Raw genomic sequence first — 24564 nt, 5'->3', positions numbered from 1 at the left:
ATTTCAAAAAATACTTTAAACTTACTGGTTAACACTACTAAATAACAGTAAAGTAGCGTCTTTTAAAATAATGCACTACATTTTCATCTTTTTTTTAAGGAGTCCTGCGTGATAAGCGTTTTCGACATGTTTAAAGTGGGCATAGGCCCTTCAAGCTCTCATACCGTTGGTCCAATGAAAGCTGGGAAAGAATTTGTCGATGATTTAGTAAGCAAAAATTTATTACCTAACGTCACACGTATTTCAGTGGATGTTTATGGGTCATTATCGCTTACTGGAAAAGGGCACCATACTGATATCGCCATTATTATGGGGCTAGCAGGTAATTTGCCTGCCACTGTCGACATTGAATCCATCCCAACTTTTATCAAGAATGTAGAAGAAACAGAAAAGTTATCATTAGCAAATGGCCTTCAAGTCGTTGACTTCCCTAATGAGGGTGGCATGAATTTTCGTCAAGATAACCTGCCATTACATGAAAATGGCATGACCATTCATGCTTTTGCCGATAATGATGAAATTTACACCAAAACCTATTATTCCATTGGTGGTGGTTTCATTGTCGATGCAGAGCATTTTGGCGAATCAACGCTTGATAGCAAACCCGTCTCTTATCCATTTAATTCCGCGGAAGAGCTACTATTAAATTGCAAAAAATCCGGTCTTTCTATTTCTAGCTTAATGATGAAAAACGAGTTAGACCTTCATACCAAAGAAGAAATTGAAGCCTATTTTGCTGATGTATGGCATACCATGCAAGCCTGTATCGAGCGTGGTTTAAACACCGAAGGTGTTTTACCGGGCCCATTACGAGTACCTCGTCGTGCACCGGCACTTAACCGAATGGTGACCTCAACAAGTAAGCTATCTAATGACCCAATGAATGTGGTTGACCTGATCAATATGTATGCCTTAGCCGTGAATGAGGAAAATGCTGCAGGTGGTCGCGTTGTCACAGCCCCGACTAACGGTGCATGTGGTATCGTCCCTGCCGTATTAGCTTACTATAACCATTGTATAGAACCTGTAACGCCTGAGTTATATATGCGCTATTTCTTAGCTTCAGGCGCTATTGGTATTTTATACAAAATGAATGCGTCCATTTCAGGTGCTGAAGTTGGCTGCCAAGGTGAAGTCGGTGTGGCATGTTCGATGGCCGCGGCTGGCCTGGCCGAATTATTCGGTGGTAGCCCTGAGCAAGTGTGTATTGCTGCTGAAATCGGCATGGAGCACAATTTAGGTTTAACTTGTGACCCTGTCGCTGGCCAAGTTCAAGTTCCTTGCATTGAACGAAATGCAATCGCATCTGTTAAAGCGGTGAATGCCACACGTATGGCTCTACGTAGAACAAGCGAACCACGAGTTTCACTTGATAAAGTCATTGAAACTATGTACGAAACAGGGAAAGACATGAATGCAAAATATCGTGAGACATCCCGAGGCGGGTTAGCCATCAAAGTACAATGTGACTAATTTTTAATCCTTAAGCACCCTTTTCTATTCTGTTATCACTTTAAACAGGATTTTGAGGGTGCTTTTTTAGCATGTATTAAAAAGTTTTTTCTATTTTTGCTATGCTTCTCTTCCCATATAGTCCAATTCAACTAATCAATTACCTACAGTTTTTTCATTGAATTAACTCAATTTTCTTATACTCAACAAACCACATCAAAACAAAATTCATACTATTTTGTGCTAAAGACTGTTTTGACATGACGGAGAGATAACCGTTCCCCATTGAAATTTGGTTGTTTTTCACTCTAAAAATCAATATTACACTATTTTTTTGGCTATTTTTGTTACCGATAACAAAATTATATACCAATAAATTATAAATATTTAGTTTATTGATTTTTTCAAATAAAAATAAACAGCAACTAACTGCAATTTAATATCATTTTTTAGATGTATTCTTATTTTTCTGACGCGAAACAAGTTTTTAGGATAACACGAGATGATATGCTAATAATGTAATTGATACTAACAACACCATGAGTTAGCTCATGAATATTATGAGACGTTTGTAATTATTCAGCTAAAATTATCTTACAGGGGAAACTGATAAAAAGGAGTCTAACTTAAGTGTCCATTTTATCAACAGATGATATTTTGTTTTATCTATCTATGAGGGAAAAATAGTGAGTATAGCTATTATGATTGGTACACACGGAGTCGCTGCAGAGCAGCTTCTTCGAACAACCGAGATGTTAATAGGCGAACAAGAAAATGTGTCGTTTATTGATTTTATCCCTGGGGAAAACGCAGACACCCTATTTGATAAGTACACCCAAAAGCTAACTGATTTAGATACATCAAAGGGTGTCTTATTCCTTGTTGATACATGGGGAGGCAGTCCATTTAACGCCGCTAGTCGCATTGTTAATGAAAATAGTAATTATGACATTATCACAGGCGTGAATGTTCCAATGTTAGTTGAAACCTTCATGTGCCGTGATGATGATCCATCTATGAATGAGCTAATCACTGTCGCACTTGAAACAGGACGCGGGGGGGTTCGTTCATTTAAATTCAAAGAAGCTGAAGTAGAAGTAGAATCCGCTCCTGTAGCAGCCAGTACCCCTGCCCCAGCACCAGTGAAAGCTGGCCCTGGCGAACATATGGTGATCGCACTTGCCCGTGTGGATGACAGATTAATTCATGGACAAGTCGCAACACGCTGGACGAAAGAAACTCAAGTTAAACGCATTATTGTGGTCAGTGATGACGTGGCTAAAGACCAAGTTCGCTCAACATTGCTGAAACAAGTCGCACCACCAGGTGTCACCGCGCATGTTGTCGATGTGGCTAAATGTATTCGCGTTTATAACAACCCGAAATATGCCGGTGAGCGTGTTATGTTGCTTTTCACTAACCCAACTGATGTTAAACGTATCGTCGAAGAAGGCGTTGACGTGAAATCCGTGAATATTGGTGGCATGGCATACCATGATGGGAAAACCATGGTTACAAATGCCGTTTCTATCAACCAAGAAGACATTGATGCATTTAACTATTTGAACGACAAAAATATTGAACTTGAAGTCAGGAAAGTTTCATCAGATAGCAAAGTTTACATGATGGACTTGATTAATAAGCTCAAAAAATAATTTCTATCGCAATTTTTATATTGATTTTAATCCATTACTCAAAACAGATTTTAAAACTTTTGGTTACAGGAGATTAAACAATGGAACTTACCGTTGTTCAAATAGTAATGGTCTTTATCGTCGCGTGTATCGCGGGGATGGGATCAATCCTTGATGAATTCCAATTTCACCGTCCTCTCATTGCTTGTACACTTATAGGTATCGTTCTGGGAGATATGAAAACGGGTATCATCATCGGTGGTACATTAGAAATGATCGCACTTGGGTGGATGAATATCGGTGCTGCTGTTGCACCTGATGCCGCTTTAGCCTCGATTATTTCAACTATCCTCGTCATTGCCGGTGGTCAAAGTATTGGTGCAGGTATTGCCATTGCCATCCCACTTGCAGCAGCCGGTCAAGTATTAACCATTATCGTTCGTACTGTGACAGTTGCATTCCAACATGCTGCCGATAAAGCCGCCCTCAATGGCAATTTAACGGCTATTGGCTTTATTCATATATCTGCATTACTACTGCAAGCGATGCGTATCGCAATACCCGCGTTGATTGTTGCCATTTCGGTTGGTACATCAGAAGTACAACAAATGTTGGATTCTATCCCACAAGTTGTTACTGATGGTCTTAATATTGCGGGTGGTATGATTGTCGTTGTCGGTTATGCGATGGTCATCAATATGATGCGCGCAGGCTACTTAATGCCATTCTTCTACTTAGGTTTTGTTACCGCGGCATTTACTGACTTCAACCTAGTTGCACTTGGGGTAATCGGTACTGTGATGGCTATTTTATATATCCAACTCAGTCCAAAATACAATAAATCACAAACTGTTGTTACCCAAGGAAATAGTAGCAATAACAACCTTGATAATGAGCTAGACTAGGAGGAACGTATAATGGTAGATATCACAAAACCGACAGCTAAAAAGCTTACACAAAGCGATATTCGCGGCGTATTCTTACGGTCTAACCTATTGCAAGGTTCTTGGAACTTTGAACGTATGCAAGCCCTAGGCTTCTGCTATTCAATGGTTCCGGTTATTCGTCGTCTTTATCCAGAAAATAATGATGATAGAAAACAAGCAATTAAACGCCATCTTGAGTTCTTCAATACCCATCCATATGTTGCAGCGCCTGTTCTGGGTGTCACAATGGCAATGGAAGAGCAACGTGCCAATGGTGCAGACATTGATGACGGTGCAATAAATGGTATCAAAGTCGGTCTAATGGGGCCATTAGCCGGTGTTGGTGACCCCATTTTCTGGGGAACTGTTCGCCCTGTATTTGCGGCTCTCGGTGCCGGTATCGCAATGACAGGTAGCTTACTTGGCCCTCTACTGTTCTTTGTTTTGTTTAACCTTGTACGTTTATTAACCCTTTACTATGGTGTTTCATATGGCTACAAAAAAGGGATTGATATTGTTCAAGATATTGGTGGCGGTTTCCTACAAAAGCTCACCGAAGGAGCATCCATTCTCGGTTTGTTTGTCATGGGGGCATTAGTAAACAAATGGACACATGTCAATATCCCACTTGAAGTTTCACGGATCAAAAACCCAACAACGGGCACTGAAGATATTACCACGGTCCAAATGATCCTTGATCAACTCATGCCAGGCTTAGTCCCGCTATTGCTAACCTTCGCCTGCATGTGGCTGTTGCGTCGTAAAGTCAACGCGTTGTGGATTATTATCGGCTTCTTTGGCTTGGGTATCCTTGGTGCTTGGCTGAACTTCTTGGCGCCATAATTTTCCATCATTATTTGAATTGGGAGGTTGCAGCCTCCCTTTTTTAATTTTAAGCTCTGCATTATGTTTACTTATCCAAGGGCCCACAAATGACCTTCAATGATGCCATTCTTGCTATAATCATTTTGATCATGCTTGTTTATGCGATTTATGATGAATTCATTCAGCATTTGTTAAAGGGTAAAACCTTATTAAAAATTAATCTAAAAAGAAAACATCGAGCAGATGCTATTATTTTTATTGTTCTAATTTGTATCGTTATTTATACAAATATTGTACGCCATGGTAATTTATTAACCACTTACTTATTATTGATTACTATTTTCATGTCAATTTATTTGGCATTTATAAGAACACCAAAGCTATTCTTTAAACAAACTGGTTTTTATTTTGCCAATGCCTTTATATTATATGACAGAATAAAAACAATGAACTTATCCGAAGACGGTGTATTAATAATAGGTTTAGAAAAAAAGAAAATTAACATCCAAGTTTCACATCTTGATGATTTACAACGAATTTATGAATTCCTTATTAATCATAAGTAAATAAATTTTATATTGTCACTAAAAACAAGGTTAATTATTAATTTAATTAACCTTGTTTTTACCAATAACCTTGTTGATAATAATTCTCACTACCGTTTAATATCCACAATTAATTAAGTGTTGCCTTTAATATAAATTATGGTATCTTTCTTTCCACGTCATTGGGGAGTAGCCTGTTCTGGTTTCATATATAATACCAGAAAGTCCGTATCAACATACTCGTTTGGTTTCAAACGTGGTGCGGACACCAAAATTCGGTTGGCAAGACCATAGACACATAAATAAGCCTTTTGGTTGGGGGTAATTTATGTGTATATGGAATCACCCAACCGAGGTTCTGTTATGAGTTTCTATGCTACCCTTATCTTAGCCCTTGCCCTGTCAATGGACGCCTTCGCTGTTGCTATTTGTAAAGGTGCAGTGCTTCATAAACCCCGCTTTAGAGAAATTCTCCGTACTGGTTTTATCTTTGGTTTTATTGAAGCCATTACCCCCATTATTGGTTGGGGCATCGGTATTTTAGCCAGCCAATATGTTATCCGCTGGGATCATTGGATTGCATTTGGTTTATTATTTGTTTTAGGTGCTAGGATGATCTGGCAGAGCATTAAAACAAAAGATGAAGAATGCTGTTCTAAACCTTCTAGTCATAGCTCAACAAGCCTGATTTTTTCTGCAATAGCCACCAGCCTTGATGCGATGGCCATCGGCTTAGGCTTAGCATTCTTACAAGTAGATATCGTTCATACTGCAATGACTATTGGCTTAATGACAATGATCATGGCCACTATCGGTATGATGATTGGCCGTTATGTAGGCCCATTACTCGGAAAAAAAGCAGAAATTATCGGTGGATTGGTACTAATAGGTATTGGTTTTAATATCTTATTTGAGCACCTTGAATTATTTATGTATGCCCATTAGTTTTTGTGCCCCCTATATGGGGGCAATAGCTCTACTCTGCATTAGATTGATAAACACGAATTAAAAAATCAGCCGTATATTCTTTCACCTCTGCTTTCTGTAAATCCTCTTTAACCTGTTCTGATGCACGCCAAGCAAATGGTGTCATCATCAATAATTCATAAGCTTCTTGCCCAGTCAGCGCCATCTTATAATTTAGTTGGCAACTATCTATTAACGAAAAATTTGTCAGATCTTCATCTTTCGCTGGGTGTAACTTAACCTCATCGTAGATTAACGCTTTTAATTCTTGCAGATGTTCCGCCGCAGGCGTAACGGTTATTAACATACCTTTAGAAACTAATACACGACTTAATTCTTGTGCCTTGCAGGGTGCGTAAATTCGTACAATTCCCCCCAAGCTGTTATCAGAAAATGGCAAGCGATGACTTGTACCAACGCAAAAACGAACGGATTTATAGCGTTTCGCCGCATAACGAATCGCAGCCTTCGAAACATCTAGGCCTAAAACTGTATATTTTTCAAAATGTTTTGCAAGTTCTCGTGAAAAATAGTCTGTGTAATACCCTTCTCCGCACCCAATATCCAGCAGGCTAGTACAAGATGATGGAATAAACTGAATAAGTTTTTCTGCCACCTTTCCACGCATAGGGTGGTAATGCCCTGCATCAAGAAATTGCCTACGCGCTTGCATCATTTCAGCATTATCACCGGGGTCTTTAGAACGTTTATGCTGTACAGGTAACAAGTTAACATAGCCTTCTTTTGCACAATCGAACTGATGATTTTCTGCACAACGATAACTGTTATTAGCAAGATTTAGTGGTGTAAAACAGAGAGGACATTGATAATTCATAGCAGTCACTGATTTAAAAATAAGGGGGAGTATACCATATTCAAATTAGTTTTCTTTCTGTTATATATCTTGCTTTTTAACTGTATTTTTTGTTCTCTAAAAGTAATAAAAAAAACATTAGCGGGTGTCTCATGATAAAAATTAGGTTAGCAACCCCCGATGAAGCCGAACTTCTTTGGTCTATACGTAACCAAGCCATTCGCCATGGTTGCACAACGAGTTTTGATGCAAAAACGATCCGTGCCTGGACACCTGATGAAATGCCGGTAAGTTATATACACATTGTGAGGAATAACCCATTCTTTGTCGCGGTAAATAACAATGATGAGCCCGTTGCAACTGGTTATCTTAATTTAGAGGCTAACAGTGTTGATGCCATATTTACCTTACCACAATACACTGGCTGTGGAGCTGCTAGCTTAATATTAGATGCCATTAAAGCTGAAGCCAAAAAGCGAAATATTAAAAAATTGGTATTAGATTCATCACCAAATGCTGAACGCTTTTATCAGAAACATGGTTTTACTTCGATTAAACATGCTAGCTACTACTCTTGTCTCGCACAAGTCGAGTTAGATTGTGTTCAAATGGAAATTGAAATATAACTTTCAATTTAATTGGAGTTAAAAGCCACTAAGCTATTCTGTGGCTTTATTCTATTTAATATTGACTGTATTTTAGGCTAACTGTATTTGTGAATGCAGTTTTGAATAACAACTAAAAATCAGCAAATTCGGCAATAGGCTTACGCCCATGGGACTCTAAAAAATCCAATACACGACGTGGAGAAACATTTAAAATTTGTGATTGTGGAAAACTAATTGATTCCAACATTTCAACTACGCGATCAAAACGGCCGAGATACCCGGCAAAATGTGAGTCTGAACCTAATGCAACCCACCCGCCAGTTTCTTTAACTGCCTTAGCTATTTCTAAGCAATTCTGTTGACTACCCGCTCTTGAATGTAGGAATGAAGAGTTATTCATTTCCAAAGCAACATTACACTCTTTCGCGGCTTGTGCTACTGCTTTGATATTAATAGGATATTTAGGGTTGCCTGGATGGGTAATTATTTGCACTTTACCACTACGGATCGTGGCAATCATAGCTTCTGTATTATCAGCTAAACTTTGGGGCTCAAGAACCGGTTCATGAAAACCAGCTAAAATAATATCTAAATGACGAGCGATCTTTTCATTGCAGTCTGTCTCACCCAACTTGTTCTTTATATTTGCTTCAATACCGTACAATAAACCAACACCATCAACAATTCTCGGCAAGATAGGCATATTACCAAAATGCCACTCATGTGGAGCATCTTGCATTTCAGGCCCGTGGTCGGTAATCGCAAATAGTTTGACACCACGGCTTGCGGCCTCAGCGAAATATTCATTAACTGTACTATAAGCATGGGTGCTGGCAATAGTATGCGCATGTAAATCAACTTGATACATAAATGATATCCTTCTATTTTTTCTACTTGCCTTCCGAGCCTACCTGCTCAGGAAAGATTCAACCAAGCTAACATATCAATTTAAAAGTTTCGATAGTCATTCACCTAAACAGCATTTTATCAACATATTGCAATATATTAGATAATATCCTAAGAAACTTTCAGGATAAAAAAACCCGCGATTATTGCGGGTTAAAATACACAGAATTAAAAATTAACTTAATCAACTAAGATACGTTTATTAGTCGCTCCCCACAAAATTGACATTTCGGTAAATAATGCACCACTGATATCCTCAACCTCTTCGGCAGTAATTTCAGCATTACCTTGTTTACCAAAAAATACAACTTCATCTCCTGGGCTAACGTTTTTTAAATCAGTAACATCAACCATGACTGTATTCATTGATGTTTTTCCTAAAACAGGAACTGTTTGGCCATTAATTAATGCATGTCCCGCATTGCTAAATACACGGCGATAGCCATCCGCATAACCTACAGGGATATTTGCTAATACAGAATCACGTTTCAAGGTATACGTTCTATCATAACCCACCGTATTTCCCTTTGGATAATGATTCACAGAGGCAATGCTCGATTTCAGTGTCATCACGCGTTTATAGTCATTTGTCGCAACGGTATCGCCGTAGAAAATGCCACCGACACGTACCATATCCAACCATGATTCAGGTACCGTAATAGTTGCATAAGTATTCGCGACATGTAATGTAATGTCTTCACGCTTTAGCCCTGTCGTATTCAATACTTGTTGAGATTCTTTCTTGAATTTTTTGAGGTCCTTACGGATCTGAGTTTCATCCTCTTCTGGATAATGAGACATAATACCGACGATTTTTAACTGAGGTAATTGTGAAATCAGCTTAGCTTCATTAAGGCCAGCAAGTGTACTCACCTCTAAACCGTTGCGCGACATCCCGGCTGAGTTCAGTGCCAGATGAATAGGAATCACTTTATTCTGCTTTTTCGCAATCGCATTTAAGCGCTGCGCCATTTCTAAATTACCGATTAACTCTTCCGTTTCATATTGTGTAGCCTGAGCCATTTCTTGCTCTGTCGCACTTCTCACTCGCATTAATCTGCCTTTAAAACCTAAATCTCTCACGGTCTTAAGCTCTTGATTATTTGTTACCCCAATGCATTGCACATTATTTTCAATCATTATTGGTGTAACTAAAGAAAGGTCATGCCCATATGCATCTCCTTTCAAAACGGCACACAGCGAAGATTTATCTCCTAGTAGGTTTTGTACTTTCTTAATATTAAAATCTAATGCGCTGCGAGATATTTCAATCCATGCGTTATTAACCACCACCGGTTGGTTTTGTGTCGCATATGTTTCTATCGGTGTTGTGATATTGTTTGGCTGTTGACAAGCTGTTGCAGCAACTAGTAAAGGGAGTAATGCCAGATACTTCAAACGAAAAGCCACGTGTTGTTCCTTATCTCTAGTGATTTTTACCAAGACATTATTTTTATAATTCTAGGTGGAAATAGACAAAATATGTATCGGTTTTAAATAATACCAACCTTCATACCCCGAACAAGTAATAATTCACTTTTTTTGCATAAAAAGACAAAATATCTTTTTCGAGTTAATTTTTCTTTTTTAGAAATAAAACATTTGGTTGAAATCATCGTAAATCAAATTATTTTTATTATTTAATAGGTTATGGCAATAATTTCACTAACATTTACTTTTGTTACACTTTTTATTTGGCGAATTAACATGCTTAAATGATAATAACTATCAATTAGGAATTTTTACTAAATATCACTCAATCCATAAGGCTATGTTATGAAGTACAAATTACTCACACTCATTATTCCAACACTACTTACTGTCAATGTTGCTAACTCCGCTGAAATGTACAATAAAGATGGTAATAAACTTGATGTATACGGACAAATTGATGTCCGCCATCATATTGCCAAAAGCCGTAGTGGCGAAGATGGTGACGACTCACGTGTCAGACTAGGGCTAAAAGGTGATTCGCAAATCACCGACCAGCTCATTGGCTTTGGGCGTTTTGAATGGGAAACGAAAACTAACCAATCGGAATCAACTGAAGAAAATAGCAATCGTTTAGCTTATGCAGGCTTAAAATTTGCAGATTACGGTTCCCTTGATTATGGCCGCAATTATGGTGTTATTTATGATACCAATGCTTGGACAGACGTATTACCACTCTGGGGAGCGGATACGATGGATCAAGAAGATAATTACATGCTAAGCCGTAACCGCAATTTACTCACTTATCGCAATAATAATGCTTTTGGTTACATTGACGGTTTAAGCTTCGCACTACAATATCAAGGTAAAAATGGTGAAAAAAACCTATCATCCGGAGATGAGTTAACCGATAACGGCGATGGTTTTGGCTTATCGACTGCTTATGAGTTAGGTTATGGTATTTCCCTTGGCGGTGGTTACTCCTCATCTTCCCGCACACCAAAACAAAAAGATGCCACAACCAGTAGTGCAACGGGTAAACGCGCCGAAGCATGGAACGTAGGAGGGAAATTTGAATACGAAGACCTCTATCTCGCCGTCATGTATGGCCAAACACTTAATATGAGCCGTTTTGGTAATGATGATATGGAGTCAATAGCAAATAAAACTCAGAATCTTGAAGTGGTTGCCTTATATTCTTTTGACTTCGGTCTAACCCCATCAATTGGCTATAACTATTCCAAAGGTAAAAACTTAGGCAACTTTGGGGATAAAGAATTAGTGAATTATATTGCCATCGGCTCAGCTTATGACTTTAATAAAAATTTGAGTGCTGTTATCGATTATAAAATCAACTTGTTAAACGATAATGATTTTACTGACCATTACAAAGTGAATACTGATAACGTGCTTGGCTTAGGGTTAGTGTATCAATTCTAAAATTATTATCCCTAGCGTAAAGTAAAAGCATCCGTTATAGACGGATTGCTTTTACTTTATAATCCTGTTGCTTAATCATGCATTAAATATCTAACTGAATTTAATATATCAGTAAGCCCTACTTTCCCCTCATTAAAATTATCTCTCATCATTTTATAAAAGTTTTAAAATTCGTAATCAGGTAAAAATTTATTATTGCTACAGCATGGCTTCAAAAATACCACTTTAGGTGATATTTATTATCCCTCATCGATAAGTATATATTGACCTAATATCCATTTTATTACCGTTACGATAGACGTCATTGAAGCACAGATATAGTATTTACGAGTACTCTATTGAAGTGCTTTTTAGGTTACCTAAAAATCTAAGAGCATCTATTATAACCATTGTTACTTTTTTCATTCCAGTTCCACCTATAAGCATATTAATCAATAAAGTGATCATCACTTAACCAAAGTAAAATGACCTACTCGTCACCAAAAAACAAAAAGGCACCAGTAACTAACTGATGCCTTTGGATTTATCGACAACTAAAAACTGTTATCAACAATAACTATATTATTCCCACTCAATTGTTTATGTAACCCGTAACCAATTGATTTATATGAAGCCAGATTAACCTTGTGGGTTATGATACCGTCGCTGATACCGTCATAATGAAAAGTGAACAATATTTGTACAGCAATCTATCGGTACGATTCGAGTAATTTTTCTTTTGCTGCTAGGTCGGTAATACATAAATTAAGGGCCCTTGTGTTTTCATCGGCACGATTAGACTCACGCCCATAGATTTCAAGTGTGCTTCGTAGTTGTCGAGAAAGTTCACTGGCCTTTGCTCTCTCAGCTCTGCAGGTATCGGCGTCAATGGTACCATCTGTTTTTGTTTCCGCGGTACTGGCTTCGAACTGCACGCTGTCAAAGTGATTAAGAACACGCTCAAGCAGAGCGTCTGTACGCATCGTAGCACGTTCTTTCTGTTCATTGTATGTCACCACCCTATTTTGTTGCTCTTCGTCTGCCTGCTTGCGTTTGTCGATGTTAAGCGCTAGGTCTTTCTCATCTTCCTGTTGCCCGGCAATCTGTTTTGTCATTTGCTGGTTATCAGAAAAAATACCGCTAGTAATAAAACCAGCGGTAAATGAGATAGCCAGCGCAATTAATGCAATGGCTACTTTTTTCATTAGCGAACCCCGTTATGTTCCAATGAATAGTGGTTTCCGTCATTAAAACGACCGCCCCAGCTACCGCCAATTGATTCCCAGTATTCACCAAGTGGCTTATGATCACTCGAAGCAGTTAACCACTTACCGTCTTTAAATAAATTAAAATCAACTGCTAGGCGCTCTGTATGCAGGCTTTTACTAATACCTTTACCTGCCTTTTCATTTAATGCTGCCTGTTCTTTCGTTCGGTATGCTTCACCAAAAGTTAACTGGTAGCCATTCACCTGAGCAAAGATAATTAACTTAGCCACCATTCCAGTAAATCTATTTTGTTTATCTACCATGGACATTAGGATCACCCCACTTTTTTAATTAACTGCATGACATTGCCGCGCTTAGCAAACAACGCAGCACAAAGAAATAAATTAGGAATTAAGTTTTGAATACCAGCTTGATAGCTAGGATCAAGATAGGAATAGACTGGTACCGATATTGAGTACCCTAGAAATGCATAAGCCAGCCAACCACCAAGCTTGCTGTAGCCTTTACCATTTCTCACAAAATAAAGACCACGCAAGAACATAACTAAACAAACAAACGCATTAGTGATAAGCATGAATTTATCGTACGTCATGGCCGTTACCTCCTTTCGGAATATCAGCTTTCTTGTACAGTTTGATACTGAGTTTGACAGAGAGAAGCGAGGCAACAAACGCCCCAAGAGCGTCAAGGCTATCAATATTATACGCATCAGGTTTAACACCAATTAACCCTGTCATTGAAACGAAGATAGTAGCGAATGGACTAAAGAATAATAAGCCAGCGCCAAGGCTGAGAATTGCGAATACTGAACGGATAGCGAAAGAGAATTCTGTAGCTGCTGTAGTAAAGTAAATAGCGCCAAGAATAGCCCCCATAACAACCTCAGGGGGCAATCCTGAAAAGTAACCTAGAAAAGATGCAAGGCTTAGGCCTGTAACCGTTGCGGCATTTTCATTCATGTGTAGCACCATGGTTGAGAAATAACCATGATACTACAGCATAAAAGAATAAACAAAAAACCATATTTGATAAATAAAAAATCTAATTAACTTGCTTTTTGAGAAAAAACAATCACATAAAAATGAGCACAACAAAGATATTTAATTTATCAATGTTAACCTGCTAATATTAGTTAAAATCAAAAAACAACCACGGTATTGATATGAGTACGGAAAATAGAATTATTTGGATTGATTACGTTAGAGCTATATCATGTGTTTTTGTTGTGTTACTTCATGTTTCTGCTGCCTATATAGACAAGCTTGGGCAAATTGATAAAACCTATTGGATTCTTAGTGACTATATAAACTCATTAACTAGAGTTTGCGTCCCGCTTTTCTTTATGATATCAGGATACTTTTTCTTTTCTGATAAAACACCAAAAAAGAAAAATTTCATAAAATTAATATCTTCACTTCTATTTTATTCTCTCTTGGCTTACTTGCTTTATTTTTCAACAAGCTACGCGTTTCCAGGTCTCTCTAATTCAATTAAATACACTTTTTTTGAAGCTCCCGCATTTTACCACTTGTGGTTTTTTTACCCACTAATTGGGATATATATTTTTGCTCAGTTTATAAAAGTTAGGGGAAATAATATTCTCACCTCTGTTTTATTTATATCTTTTATATTTATTTTTATGTCAAAAGGAACATCAGAGCTAATAGATTCCATTTTTAATTATAATTTCCAAAGTTACTTTTCTTTTGATGGTCGATTTATTTTCTTTCTTTTATATGCTATTCTTGGAGCTGTCCTTTCAAAGGTTGATATCAATAGCATAAAGATAAAGTCATCATACATAGTGATGTGTATAGCTATACTATCTATCTCAGTGTCAGTTTTAACCTTTAATGAATCAATGCTTTATAATAAATATATCGACACTTTTCACTCATACACATCCCCTCTTGTATTTTTAATGTCATTAGCATTTTTTGTTTTATTTATGTCTTATGGAAATAAATTAAAAAAATCAAAAATAATAAATGTAATATCCAATAATTCACTTGGGATTTACGGTATTCATGCCTTTATTCTAGCTATAATACAAAAAATATTTAAGTATGATACTATGAATGCCTTTGTATTTATTCCAATTATATTCATAATAACTCTTGTCTTGAGTGTAGTTTCATCTATGCTAATAAAAAAAATAGACAAAAAAAATTATATATCTTAAAAAAATCAAGGGGTGTAAACCCCTTGTGACCTAGATTGCTATCCATCCATCGTTACTGATGTTCCTCATTGCTGGTGTAGACCCAACCCCCCTATTTGGCATTGTATCGCCAGCTATAAACCTTACAGCGTCATCTTTTATTGATATTGTTGTGTCATATCCTTTTTTAGTTGCATCCTTCCATGTTGAGCAAGCTATTATGTTAGTAAATTCTCCATTATCAGATATTGCCGCTGGCAAACCATTCAACATAATATTGCCACCCTCAGAGACTGCCATATAGAAATTAGAGGATATATTGCTTGGCTGAGATATGGAAAATGGTCTTATTGAGTCATGAATATCAAATCTATTTAATATTATTTTCCAAGACTGAATATCAGTGGTTTTCATTCCGTCTATATCCCCAATAGATATAGCATGTCCAAAATTATCTCTTTTATAATTTATACTTGAGTTATGTATGTTTATGTTTAATGTTCTACCTCTTATAATAATCTTAGCGCCGGTAATGCTTCCACTAAAAGTAAAATTAACAATATTTGTTATATCAAAAGCTGGCTTTGGGTCATCGCCATTCGCGCTTATACTGCCATCAACAAATAACCCATACCAGCTATTAAATTCGTTTCCAGCCGTTGTAAGTGGGTTTCTATGTATAGCAGCCATTTTACCTACATAACAAATACCAGTTGAAGAATAACCATTTAAATACTGATCGACTCCCTCTCTGTTGTCTTTTTGAACATAAGAAACGTTCCTTAATGAACTACTTCCATCTACCGTTAGTCTCCCAGCAGTAATTATAACATCGTCGGCATTAGTATCCCTTAGAACTAAATCTAAACATCCATCAATCCGCATCCTTCCAAAATTACACTGTTCAAATTGAATTCTTGCAGTAACCATACCGTAAGGGCCATTTGCCATTTGCATTCTTCTTGAGGAGCATTTTTTAAAAATCAAATCATGCTCATTTGACGTATGAAGAGTCATCCCGACCTGATCTTCATCAACTATTGCAGAATCAATTGTTCCCCATCCAGCAATAGTTGCATCAAAAACATGTCGACCTCCATACATACGCAAATCAGATGAGTAAAAGGAGTGCGATGAATTTACTGCCAAGCAATACCCCTCACCACCACCGAACCACGTAGGATAGTAATTGCGGAGAGTTTTAGCTGAGAAATCCTGAGTAAACATAAAGTGCGCTAATGGCCATTTAATGTTATACCCCGTAAGATTCTCAACTTGTGGGCTGACGGCACAAATAGTACGAAATAAATTAACCGCCTCGGCTTTCTCTGATGCAGGTGCTTCTGGAGTTGGTAATGTGTCTGGAGTCGGCGTTGCTGGCATCTCATCAATCAGAGTGAAGTTCTTTACGACAGGATTGTAAATCGGATTCGCACTACCAATCTGTAATTCATTAGCTTTGTAATCAAACCCAAATTTATATGACGTGTGCAATCTTGTTACAGTGGAGCTAATAACTTCAACTTTTCTAACCTGCACAAGGTAGTAAGCTTGCTTAACCACTTTGCTTTCAAAATCTGCATCAGCAACTCCGTTATGACCATAAAGAGTGAACCAATCGCCTTTACCTAATTTATTAGACGCTGCTTCAACATCAATAAAAGTATCAAATAACTTTGCATCACTGACCACTTTTGCTTGTTTATCATACCTGTCAAAATTCCCTTGCGGCTGGAATATGCCGGAAATACGTCGAATACCTTCAGACGGTGCTTTACCTCCGCGATAAACGATGATAGCACCGCAGCCATCAATAACGAGATTATTGATACTGTAAACAAAAGCATCACTTACGAGATAGCCTTTTGAGCCATCGAATTTAACGTTATATCCTGAGTTAATCGCAGCTCTAATTGCTTCAGTGTCATCAGTGGCATCAATTCTTGTAAGTGCTACCTTCCCTGTAATTATCCCGTTAAGCGGCAGGTTTCTAGATACTAGAGCGTCGCCCTTGGCTCCAAACATCTCTGGAGTCACATAGTTGATTGCATCTTTCAGAGTTCCATTTGTTAGGCCGATTAATGAGCCGTCGCCATTATTTAGCTGATTTAATACATCTACTGCGCTACCACTCGCAGGAGCAACAAGTACAGGCTTCCCGTCTTTATCAAACGTAAGCACGTTGCCAGCGCGATCATTAGCTTTAGGTAGCGCAGCAATATCAATATCATCAACGCGCAACAAACGCTTTTCACGCTTTAATATCGTGCTATTAACACCGCTGATTTCATCTTTCAACGTACCCAAATCAACCGCATCACTATCACGCTTAGGCTTACCTAGGTTAGCAATACGATAGCCTTTAGCATCGAACCAGTTAGCTAGAATGTTTGGGCGCTTTAGGTACAGCGATACAAGGCTTCCCCAAATGCGCTGAATAATCATTGTCAGGTAATCAAATGCATCCTCATGCGTTTTAGCAAAAAACTTACTTTGGTTGCGGAATGAGGTTTCCTGTGTGATTGGAATATCACGGGCAATGCTAATTTTGTGCCCGTTGGCAAGTGGCTTAGTTAAGATTACCTTTCCACCAGCCGACTTGTTAGCGCCTGTTACTGTGTAGTCAGTGCCCAAACGTAGAGTTACAACATTATCCCCGTCAGCATCGGACGTAATAACACTCAATTGGTTTGCTTTAAAAATCCTGAACTTATAATCAAAATCAGTCGTTAATCCATTACCGACATACTCATTACTGCTTACTTCTGTTGAAACAGTCATGGCTATTCTCCACTTGGTTACGTTAGTGTATGATAACCATTAAAACTCATTAACGAAATATTGTTTATCTTTAAATATAAAAAGATAAACTTTTGTAATGATTTTTCAGTTACTGTATAAGCTCCTTAAATCACATAGGTAGTTAATATGAAAGATATAATTAATTTCCCAGCACCCGATAACTATGCAGAAAAAGTTAATACCGAAAATGGAATAAAGGAGTTGATGAGCAAGTCGAATGTAGAAGAACTACTAAGAAAACTGGATAGTGAAGGGTGTGACGTGAGCGCAGCACTCATTGAAATTACAGCAATGATGAATTACATAAATCTGAGTTTGAAGGTTAAAGAGAATATCAAGACGCATATTGAATATATCGCCAGCGAGTTAAACAAATAATCGATTAAGATAAATCAAAGCACCTATGCGGAGGTGCTTTTTTATCTATTTGTGCAAATAATTATAAAACTCAGTAGATGATTCTTTATAATTCTTTCCAAACAATAATTGACATGAATAGTCCAATTCTCTTTCTGATTTCTTTAGCTTCTCTCGTGTGTGAAAAAAGTAAAAAATAAAACCTATTACGACAAACACGAATAAAACCGTTTCATCATGATGAAAAATGAACCCCATTATTGCCCCAATAATTGAAGCTACTAAAAATAACTTTGAAGCATTGTGGCTCACATGGTTAGCGTCACGATCGCTTACTAACTTTTTTAACTCCTCTTTTTTCACCATTATTTTAATTGTTCCTCTACTTGGTTAAGTAACGGTGATAAATAGAAAAGGTTCTGAAATGGTAACAGTTTTCTTACTGATCTTACTTCTCTATCATCAAACTCACCATTCATAACACCTGCGGTAATATTTTGGATATCTCCACCAAGGTCAAATGTAGGTCCTAATAATGCACCAATACCATTACGACTTTGATAACGAGATGCTGGTGGGCCACCAAACATAGCGCTCATGCCGTACGAACCACCACTGAGATTTTCTAATAGGTTATTAGGCTCACCTAGCCAGCCCATCATTCCAGACCAGTCTAACCCCTCTTTCACAAGATTAGCAGGTTCAGCATTAATTTCACGCCCTGCCATCATTGATTTTAATACATAAACCAATGAACCCAAGGAAATTTGTAACAATGCGCCATAATAGAATGAAGCATCACCAGACTGAATACCAGACACTAACGCCCTATTGTGGGTACCAAAGAAGAAAGTTTTAAACTGCATCACAATCTTACCTAATTCGCTACTCATCATTAATGGTGTGTCACCAATACCGGGAGTGATTACAGTCGTTCTAACATCTTTCAATACAGCTGCTTGGAAAGTTTCACGAACTACACGATCATTCCAAAGGTGGCTATGTCCAGTTAACATACCGTCTAAATCTTCACCGTGCTTTGAGTATTGCTGAGCGATACGCTCTAACATGTTTTTATCAACACCGAGGTGGGCCAGCTTTTTAATTTCTTTACTGCTTAATGCATTACCAGCCTCCACCTCTTGCGCGGCTCTAAGTATCTTTGATTGCGTTACAACACCAGTCCACATCTTCATTGTGTCTGTATATTGATTCATCAGTGTGAAATTACCAAACTTTTGCGATGACCATTCTAAACCACGTTCAAGAAAAGTGCGGCGAGCATAGGGATCATTAAGGTCGGCAATAACTTTAGAGCGACTAGACAATGCATATTCAAGGCCTATACCCATTTCACGCAAATCAGCTTTAGCAATCTTCATTGCGCTAATGTCGGTTAACATTTTACCCAATGGCTTTAATGCGCTACGCAAACCATGCTGCATGATCGGTCTGGCCATATCTGGTAATGATGAAATTGTCATACCACCAAGCAAACGTAAAAAGTTAACGTGACGAGCAATGCGACCAGCTCTGACAAAGAAACTTGATGGATCTTTAGGTGCACCATAAGTACCTAATAACCTATCACGCATGGCGCGAATATCGCGTAAATCCGCATCCCTTCTTGCCTCTAACTTGCCGCGCTCTTTTGCTGTCTTGGCTTCTGAAATTAACGTGTTGTAATCATTAGTAATAGCCTTGATTTGTGCATCCATATCAACACGCCCGAACTGTGCGGTAAGCTCTATTTCTGGCGCAACTTGGCGAATATAGTTTTCCATTACGTAGTTAACATCTGATTCTAAAAAGTCTTTAATACGTTCATCTGGAATATTTAACGTACGTGATTTGGTGAAACCTGCACGCTTAGTTAATCCATCAGGGATCAGCTCACTAGGTACAATGCCAGATGGTGCGCCTATAATTTTATTAATGATATCATCCGCTGCTGCTTCAACCTCTTCACGCGCTAATGGTTCCATTCTGCGCAATGCTGCATGACGGCGATTATCATAGCGAGTAAGTGAGTTAGCTTTACGGATTAATTGGCGATATTCATTTCTAAACTGGCGCGGCTTGTCTAAAATGTCTAAAGAACGTTGATAAGAAGCCAGTTTGTTTTCAGCTTCTTCAATGCGAACTAGTTTACGCTCTAATTGTTCCAGCTTTTTAGTTGGCTTTTTTGCTTTACGCTTTTCAATTTCAGCTGAAACAGCTTCTTTTTCTGCAACTAATTTGCGGTTCTTTTCTATCTCATCCACTAAAAGCTGTTTTTTACCAGACCAGCGTTCAGCCTCTTTTATTTCAGTGTTCAACTTTTCTGCTTGTGGCGCGGATGCTCTGGCCTGTTCTATACCTGCGTCAGCTTTAGCTAGACTGGATTCAGCCTTATACACAGTGCGCTGGTTCATTTCCTGTAACCAATCAGCAATAATATTTCTAAATTCAGCCCGATCATTCAATATTTTGTCGAACTTATAAATGCGAGGAAAATAGCTCTCTGCTGTTGATACAGTTACCCCTTCACGCAAGATGCCAAGCTCAACCATGCGATCCTTAGTCTTTTCAACAATAGGACGCACGGCTCTTGCCGCTTCTGCGACTTCTGGTATTGCATGGCGATCGCCATTACGCATGGCATCACCAACTTGCTCACTGAATTCATATAGGCTTAATCGACTACCGTCGCGCTCTTTAGCCATTTTACGATAGGTTTTATAAAAGTCTTTGGTTGATTCAACTTGCTTATAAACAAGCGTTTCATATCCTCTTACCTTGGTTTCTACCGCTGTAAACGATGCAATACCCTCTTCATTTTTTGCAAAGGTAAAATTATTCTCTGCAAGCTGCTGGTTAATTTGCCGTGCTGTTTTTGATGGTGATTGAGCCACGCGACCAACAGGGCTAACATTCATTGTTCTATTAATAAATGATGGACCTTTCAATGTTTCCTGTTCTAATGTGGTATCAGGTACTTCCATAGCACCTACACTAGTATTATCCGGAGTATTTTGTTGTACCGTTTGCTGTTCTCCTAACACATCGCTTTTCAACTTACTGACTATCTGACCTCTGTTTTTTATCAACTGAGCCGCTGAGCCAAGCAGGCCACCCAACATAGCATCAAACGTTACGTTCAATGCGCTTTCTTCAAGTGTTCTCGTTTCTTGTGTAGCAGATAAAGCTAATTCAGAAGCAACTCCACCAAGTGCATTAGATACGGCAAATTTACTTGCTGTTGCTAATACATCACCGCCACGCGCAATAGTGCCTGCTGGTACCATCATTGCTGCTACATTGATAGGATCAATTACCCCCATAGCTATGCTTGAAATTAATCCAGCTCCACCAGCATCTTGCAGCAATTGCCTATCTTGAATTTGTCTATTAATACGCTGTTTTATTGCTGATGTTTCCTCTGGTGATTTAGAGTGAATAAATGCGTCTGCAAAATCTTCATATCCTGTTAATGTGCGTTCATCGTCGAATGGGTTATAACCGTCCTGATCTTCGAACTGATTAAAAGGCATGGTGGCTATTAAACTACCTACTGAGTTATCAATACGAAACGCAGCATCACGCAGCTTAGAAACCTCATTTTTATCACTGAAAGGGTTTGCAGCATCAAGAATGCCAACATCATTTGATTCACCATATTGTGGTTCAGGTTGTTTAATTGAACCAATATCAGCACCCATTACATCACTTGGGTTCATTTCATAAATTGGCATGATTATTCTCTCCCGAACATGGTGTTAAGTGTGTTGCTGAAACCATAATCAATAGGCTCAGGTTTGGCGTTACCTTCTAATATCTCACGCTCTTTTTTTGCTTCTTGGTATGTTTTCTGCCGCTTATCCATAACTTCACGGTACATTGGTGATGATGATTGTTCAGGCTTAAAGCGTGACGGCATACCGTTATCACCAAGGAAAGGTGTAAATACAGGGATGTTATCGCTGCCAGTTTGTTTCAACATAATTGCATAACTGTAATCACGAGCAGTCACCGCATCAGGAACTAAAACAAATTCTGCATCATCAGGCATGCCGCCGAACACTTTAGATTTAAGCTGTTTTTGCTCTTCACGCCATTGGCCTATGATCCAGTTACCTGCGCCGCTCTCATTGGTACCGTAAACAGCCTCAGGCGCATAACGCATAACTTCATCTTTACCATTGATTGAAGTGACACCCCATGTTTTTTTAACCTGGGCATCCGTCATTTTTTTAGCCAAATCAGGATCCCCACCAGTACTAGCAAAGTTTGCATCATAAAGCGTTTGGTAATCTCGCATATATTCACGGTTACTAACACTTGGCTTAGTGATATTTGGCGATGAGAAACCACCTAATGCAAAGAAACTATTAATATTACCTTGTGCTGCTTTATCTCTTTCTTTGCTATATTTTTTATCACGCATCTGTTCAGCGATAATCGCCTTGGTTCTATCGTTCTGCTCATATGTTAGGTTGTATGCAATATCTATGGCTTTTTCACTATCCATACCTGAGCGCGTTAAATCGTATATTTTTCCATAGTAAGCCATGGCATCAGTAGATAAGCCATTAATCGCAGACGGATTATTATCAAATATTTGCCCGTACATTTTAGCCATTGGAATGACTAATTCAGGGTTTCTAGATGTTGAACCGGTCACCAGTTTTGATTTAATTTGCGAGGGAATAATCCCAGTACGACTGGATATTTCAGCTACTGCATTTAAACTATTCTCATCACGAATATTGAATGATGATTCGATATTTTTAGTAAAATAGTTATCAGCTGCATCTTGATTGCTTTTATCGTTAGGATCTAGCGGGAAGTTATTCTGTATAGATAACTGCAGGCGATTGGCAGAAAATACCTTTTCTTGTGCCTTGATATTGCTATCAACAAACTTACCGAATTTTTCCCAGCGCTGCATTTTACTTGCATAATTACTTTCAGATGGATCCGGCATAATGCTATTTAATAATGAGAGCTGAGCCTGTGGAGTCATATCTTTAGCTGCTGATATCAATCCAGCATAGCGCTTCGCTTCTTGCATATCCGCTATCATTGCAGTGCCTTTGTCATAACCAAAAGCAGAAATAATAGTTTTTTCAGATGGCGCATTAGGTGCATCAAGACCGTTTTCCCATGCCGCATAGGAATCAGAAATAGCCGTACCAAGCTCAGTTTGTAATTGCTGCTGGCGTTGCTTGTCCATTTGCTCAGCTTGCTTCAAGTATTTTGCTTGGTCTGACTCATCGAGCGCATCGAAAGCCACTGAACCAGTTAAGCGTTTAGGTGCATTCGGTGAGCTAGGTAAACTTATCAATCCAAGCGCTGATTGAATCCCACTGGAAATATCATCATTAGATAGTTTGCTAACTTCACCTTGTCCATTCTCTTGAATCATTATCGCCATTGATAGACGCGTTAATGTATCTAAGTCAGTTAGGTCAAGAACAGTATCACGAGGAACATTGAGATAATCAGATACGAATTTAATATAACCTTCAGTGTCGTTATCATCCTCAGGTGGAGCCCAGCGAGTAATGATTTGCTCAGGTGTTACATATCCCTGCCTAGCATACGATAATAGGTTTTTTCCTGTAGCTCTAATGCCATGTGCAGGTGTAGCGAAGGTAACAAAAGAACCGTCATTGCCTGTTTGCCCTACCCAAACATCCTTTGACATTCTAATGTTGCCCGGATTGTTATTACGAACTCCACGCGCAGTTCCACCGCTAGAAGATGAGCTAGATTTATCATAATAACGACTAATACCACCGTTATCTGACGGTTCTCCGTTCTGCTGCATAAACTGCATATAATCAGAGCCTATCTGATTTTCAATAGCTCTCTTGGCTGTAGCTGTTTTAAATTCCTGCTTCTTGGCTAGTATCTGCTCATCACTCCAGCCGTGCGAAAACCCAAATTCTTCTATTTGTTGGAATACTTGTTTGTTTGCTGATAGGTAAGCATTTTTATCACCATACAAACTAGCGGCTGACTCCGCATTAACAGATAACGTTGCTTGGAATTGATCTTGTTCGTAAGCTTTAATTTGCCCCATTTCATGCTTATTAGCCTGCGAGCTAAACTGCAACCGCATTTCTTTTGCTTGCTGTGCGAACATGCTTTTGATTGCATCATCCTGCAACGTTCCTGCTATTTCACCAGCGGCATTATCAAAAGCTTGCTCAAACTCATAACCTTTGCCAATAGCATTCTTACCCTGCATAGTAAGTAAACCATTACGCGGATCATTCATCAGTTCATTTGCTTTTTGTCTAAGCTGCAATGACGCATCTTGTGCCAGCGCCACATTAGCCCGTTGCTTCGCTTCTGCGAATAAGCCTGTGTATTGCTCTGCAACCTGACCTAAGCCAGCACCAAACTGATTAGGGCTAGACTGAACACTAAAGCCATTATTTGGCAGAGGCGATGAACTAACCTGTTGTTCTTTATACGTTGGTACAATTGGCATACATCACC

General features: G+C 38.5%; 21 protein-coding genes and 1 riboswitch. Of the genes, 10 read left to right on the top strand and 11 right to left on the bottom strand.

Features of this window, described 5'->3' with window-relative positions; all coding sequences use genetic code 11:
* Positions 1-108: 108 nt before the first annotated feature.
* The 6 genes from PR725_RS06335 (at position 109) to mntP (ending at position 6327) form a co-directional block, all read left to right on the top strand.
* Positions 109-1473: an L-serine ammonia-lyase gene (locus PR725_RS06335; protein ID WP_004911271.1), complete on the top strand. Its 1365-nt coding sequence runs from the start codon at positions 109-111 to the stop codon at positions 1471-1473.
* Between the two features lie 665 nt (positions 1474-2138).
* The gene (gene manX / locus PR725_RS06330; RefSeq protein WP_272568160.1) at positions 2139-3107 is read left to right on the top strand and encodes a PTS mannose transporter subunit IIAB; all 969 of its coding nucleotides are present in this window, start codon (positions 2139-2141) and stop codon (positions 3105-3107) included.
* An 80-nt stretch (positions 3108-3187) separates the two neighbouring features.
* Positions 3188-3991, top strand: a complete 804-nt coding sequence (locus PR725_RS06325) for a PTS mannose/fructose/sorbose transporter subunit IIC (protein ID WP_004253851.1) — start codon at positions 3188-3190, stop codon at positions 3989-3991.
* 12 nt (positions 3992-4003) lie between these two features.
* Positions 4004-4855, top strand: a complete 852-nt coding sequence (locus PR725_RS06320) for a PTS mannose transporter subunit IID (RefSeq protein ID WP_102138691.1) — start codon at positions 4004-4006, stop codon at positions 4853-4855.
* Positions 4856-4944: 89 nt separating this feature from the next.
* Positions 4945-5403, top strand: coding sequence for a DUF986 family protein (locus PR725_RS06315; RefSeq protein ID WP_004911283.1), 459 nt, complete (start codon positions 4945-4947; stop codon positions 5401-5403).
* Between the two features lie 151 nt (positions 5404-5554).
* Positions 5555-5699, top strand: a riboswitch (yybP-ykoY riboswitch).
* A gap of 46 nt (positions 5700-5745) precedes the next feature.
* The gene (mntP, locus tag PR725_RS06310) at positions 5746-6327 is read left to right on the top strand and encodes a manganese efflux pump MntP (protein WP_004911288.1); all 582 of its coding nucleotides are present in this window, start codon (positions 5746-5748) and stop codon (positions 6325-6327) included.
* 31 nt (positions 6328-6358) lie between these two features.
* Here mntP and rlmA read toward each other — a convergent pair whose 3' ends face one another.
* Positions 6359-7183, bottom strand: a complete 825-nt coding sequence (gene rlmA, locus PR725_RS06305) for a 23S rRNA (guanine(745)-N(1))-methyltransferase (protein WP_109912499.1) — start codon at positions 7181-7183, stop codon at positions 6359-6361.
* Positions 7184-7317: 134 nt separating this feature from the next.
* Between rlmA and PR725_RS06300 the strand changes: the two genes are divergently transcribed.
* Positions 7318-7788 carry a GNAT family N-acetyltransferase gene (locus tag PR725_RS06300; protein WP_042851840.1) on the top strand — a complete coding sequence of 157 codons (471 nt, stop codon included), beginning with the start codon at positions 7318-7320 and terminating at the stop codon, positions 7786-7788.
* Between the two features lie 112 nt (positions 7789-7900).
* Here the strand turns inward: PR725_RS06300 and PR725_RS06295 are convergent, their stop codons facing one another.
* Positions 7901-8638, bottom strand: a complete 738-nt coding sequence (locus PR725_RS06295) for a phosphatase (RefSeq protein WP_222960645.1) — start codon at positions 8636-8638, stop codon at positions 7901-7903.
* 218 nt (positions 8639-8856) lie between these two features.
* Positions 8857-10086 (bottom strand): alanine racemase, encoded by a 1230-nt coding sequence (gene alr / locus PR725_RS06290; RefSeq protein ID WP_117162242.1) that lies wholly within the window; start codon positions 10084-10086, stop codon positions 8857-8859.
* A gap of 366 nt (positions 10087-10452) precedes the next feature.
* Here alr and PR725_RS06285 point away from each other — a divergent pair, with 366 nt between their 5' ends.
* Positions 10453-11547 (top strand): porin, encoded by a 1095-nt coding sequence (locus PR725_RS06285; protein WP_004911303.1) that lies wholly within the window; start codon positions 10453-10455, stop codon positions 11545-11547.
* Between the two features lie 689 nt (positions 11548-12236).
* Here PR725_RS06285 and PR725_RS06280 read toward each other — a convergent pair.
* The 4 genes from PR725_RS06280 to PR725_RS06265 are packed head-to-tail and all read right to left on the bottom strand — an operon-like array spanning position 12237 to position 13714.
* Complete coding sequence (locus PR725_RS06280) at positions 12237-12731, bottom strand: hypothetical protein (RefSeq protein ID WP_272568156.1); 495 nt, start codon at positions 12729-12731, stop codon at positions 12237-12239.
* On the bottom strand, positions 12731-13063 hold the full coding sequence (locus tag PR725_RS06275; protein ID WP_272568153.1) for a M15 family metallopeptidase: 333 nt from the start codon (positions 13061-13063) through the stop codon (positions 12731-12733). Before PR725_RS06275 ends, PR725_RS06280 begins: the two co-directional genes overlap by 1 nt.
* 5 nt (positions 13064-13068) lie before the next feature.
* Complete coding sequence (locus tag PR725_RS06270) at positions 13069-13347, bottom strand: phage holin family protein (protein ID WP_109912493.1); 279 nt, start codon at positions 13345-13347, stop codon at positions 13069-13071.
* Entirely contained in the window at positions 13334-13714 is a 381-nt protein-coding gene (locus tag PR725_RS06265; protein WP_272520177.1) for a putative holin, read from the bottom strand. Before PR725_RS06265 ends, PR725_RS06270 begins: the two co-directional genes overlap by 14 nt.
* 203 nt (positions 13715-13917) lie before the next feature.
* Here PR725_RS06265 and PR725_RS06260 point away from each other — a divergent pair, with 203 nt between their 5' ends.
* On the top strand, positions 13918-14937 hold the full coding sequence (locus PR725_RS06260; protein WP_272568149.1) for an acyltransferase: 1020 nt from the start codon (positions 13918-13920) through the stop codon (positions 14935-14937).
* Between the two features lie 30 nt (positions 14938-14967).
* Here the strand turns inward: PR725_RS06260 and PR725_RS06255 are convergent, their stop codons facing one another.
* Entirely contained in the window at positions 14968-17697 is a 2730-nt protein-coding gene (locus PR725_RS06255) for a hypothetical protein (protein WP_272568147.1), read from the bottom strand.
* 147 nt (positions 17698-17844) lie between these two features.
* Here PR725_RS06255 and PR725_RS06250 point away from each other — a divergent pair, with 147 nt between their 5' ends.
* Positions 17845-18096 (top strand): hypothetical protein, encoded by a 252-nt coding sequence (locus tag PR725_RS06250; protein WP_272568145.1) that lies wholly within the window; start codon positions 17845-17847, stop codon positions 18094-18096.
* Positions 18097-18141: 45 nt separating this feature from the next.
* Here PR725_RS06250 and PR725_RS06245 read toward each other — a convergent pair whose 3' ends face one another.
* From PR725_RS06245 to PR725_RS06235, 3 genes are read right to left on the bottom strand one after another with little or no spacing between them, the layout of a single operon-like run.
* A complete protein-coding gene (locus PR725_RS06245; RefSeq protein ID WP_272568142.1) occupies positions 18142-18441 on the bottom strand; it encodes a hypothetical protein in 300 nt (99 codons plus the stop codon).
* Complete coding sequence (locus PR725_RS06240) at positions 18441-21809, bottom strand: hypothetical protein (RefSeq protein WP_272568141.1); 3369 nt, start codon at positions 21807-21809, stop codon at positions 18441-18443. The genes PR725_RS06245 and PR725_RS06240 overlap by 1 nt, the downstream gene beginning before the upstream one ends.
* 2 nt (positions 21810-21811) lie before the next feature.
* Positions 21812-24556: a hypothetical protein gene (locus tag PR725_RS06235; RefSeq protein WP_272568139.1), complete on the bottom strand. Its 2745-nt coding sequence runs from the start codon at positions 24554-24556 to the stop codon at positions 21812-21814.
* Positions 24557-24564: the final 8 nt, after the last annotated feature.

It is taken from the genome of Providencia sp. PROV255, assembly GCF_028478065.1.
Classification (GTDB): Bacteria; Pseudomonadota; Gammaproteobacteria; order Enterobacterales; family Enterobacteriaceae; genus Providencia; species Providencia rettgeri.
Note: the sequence above shows the minus strand (reverse complement) of the source record. Positions and strands in the feature narration are given on the sequence as shown.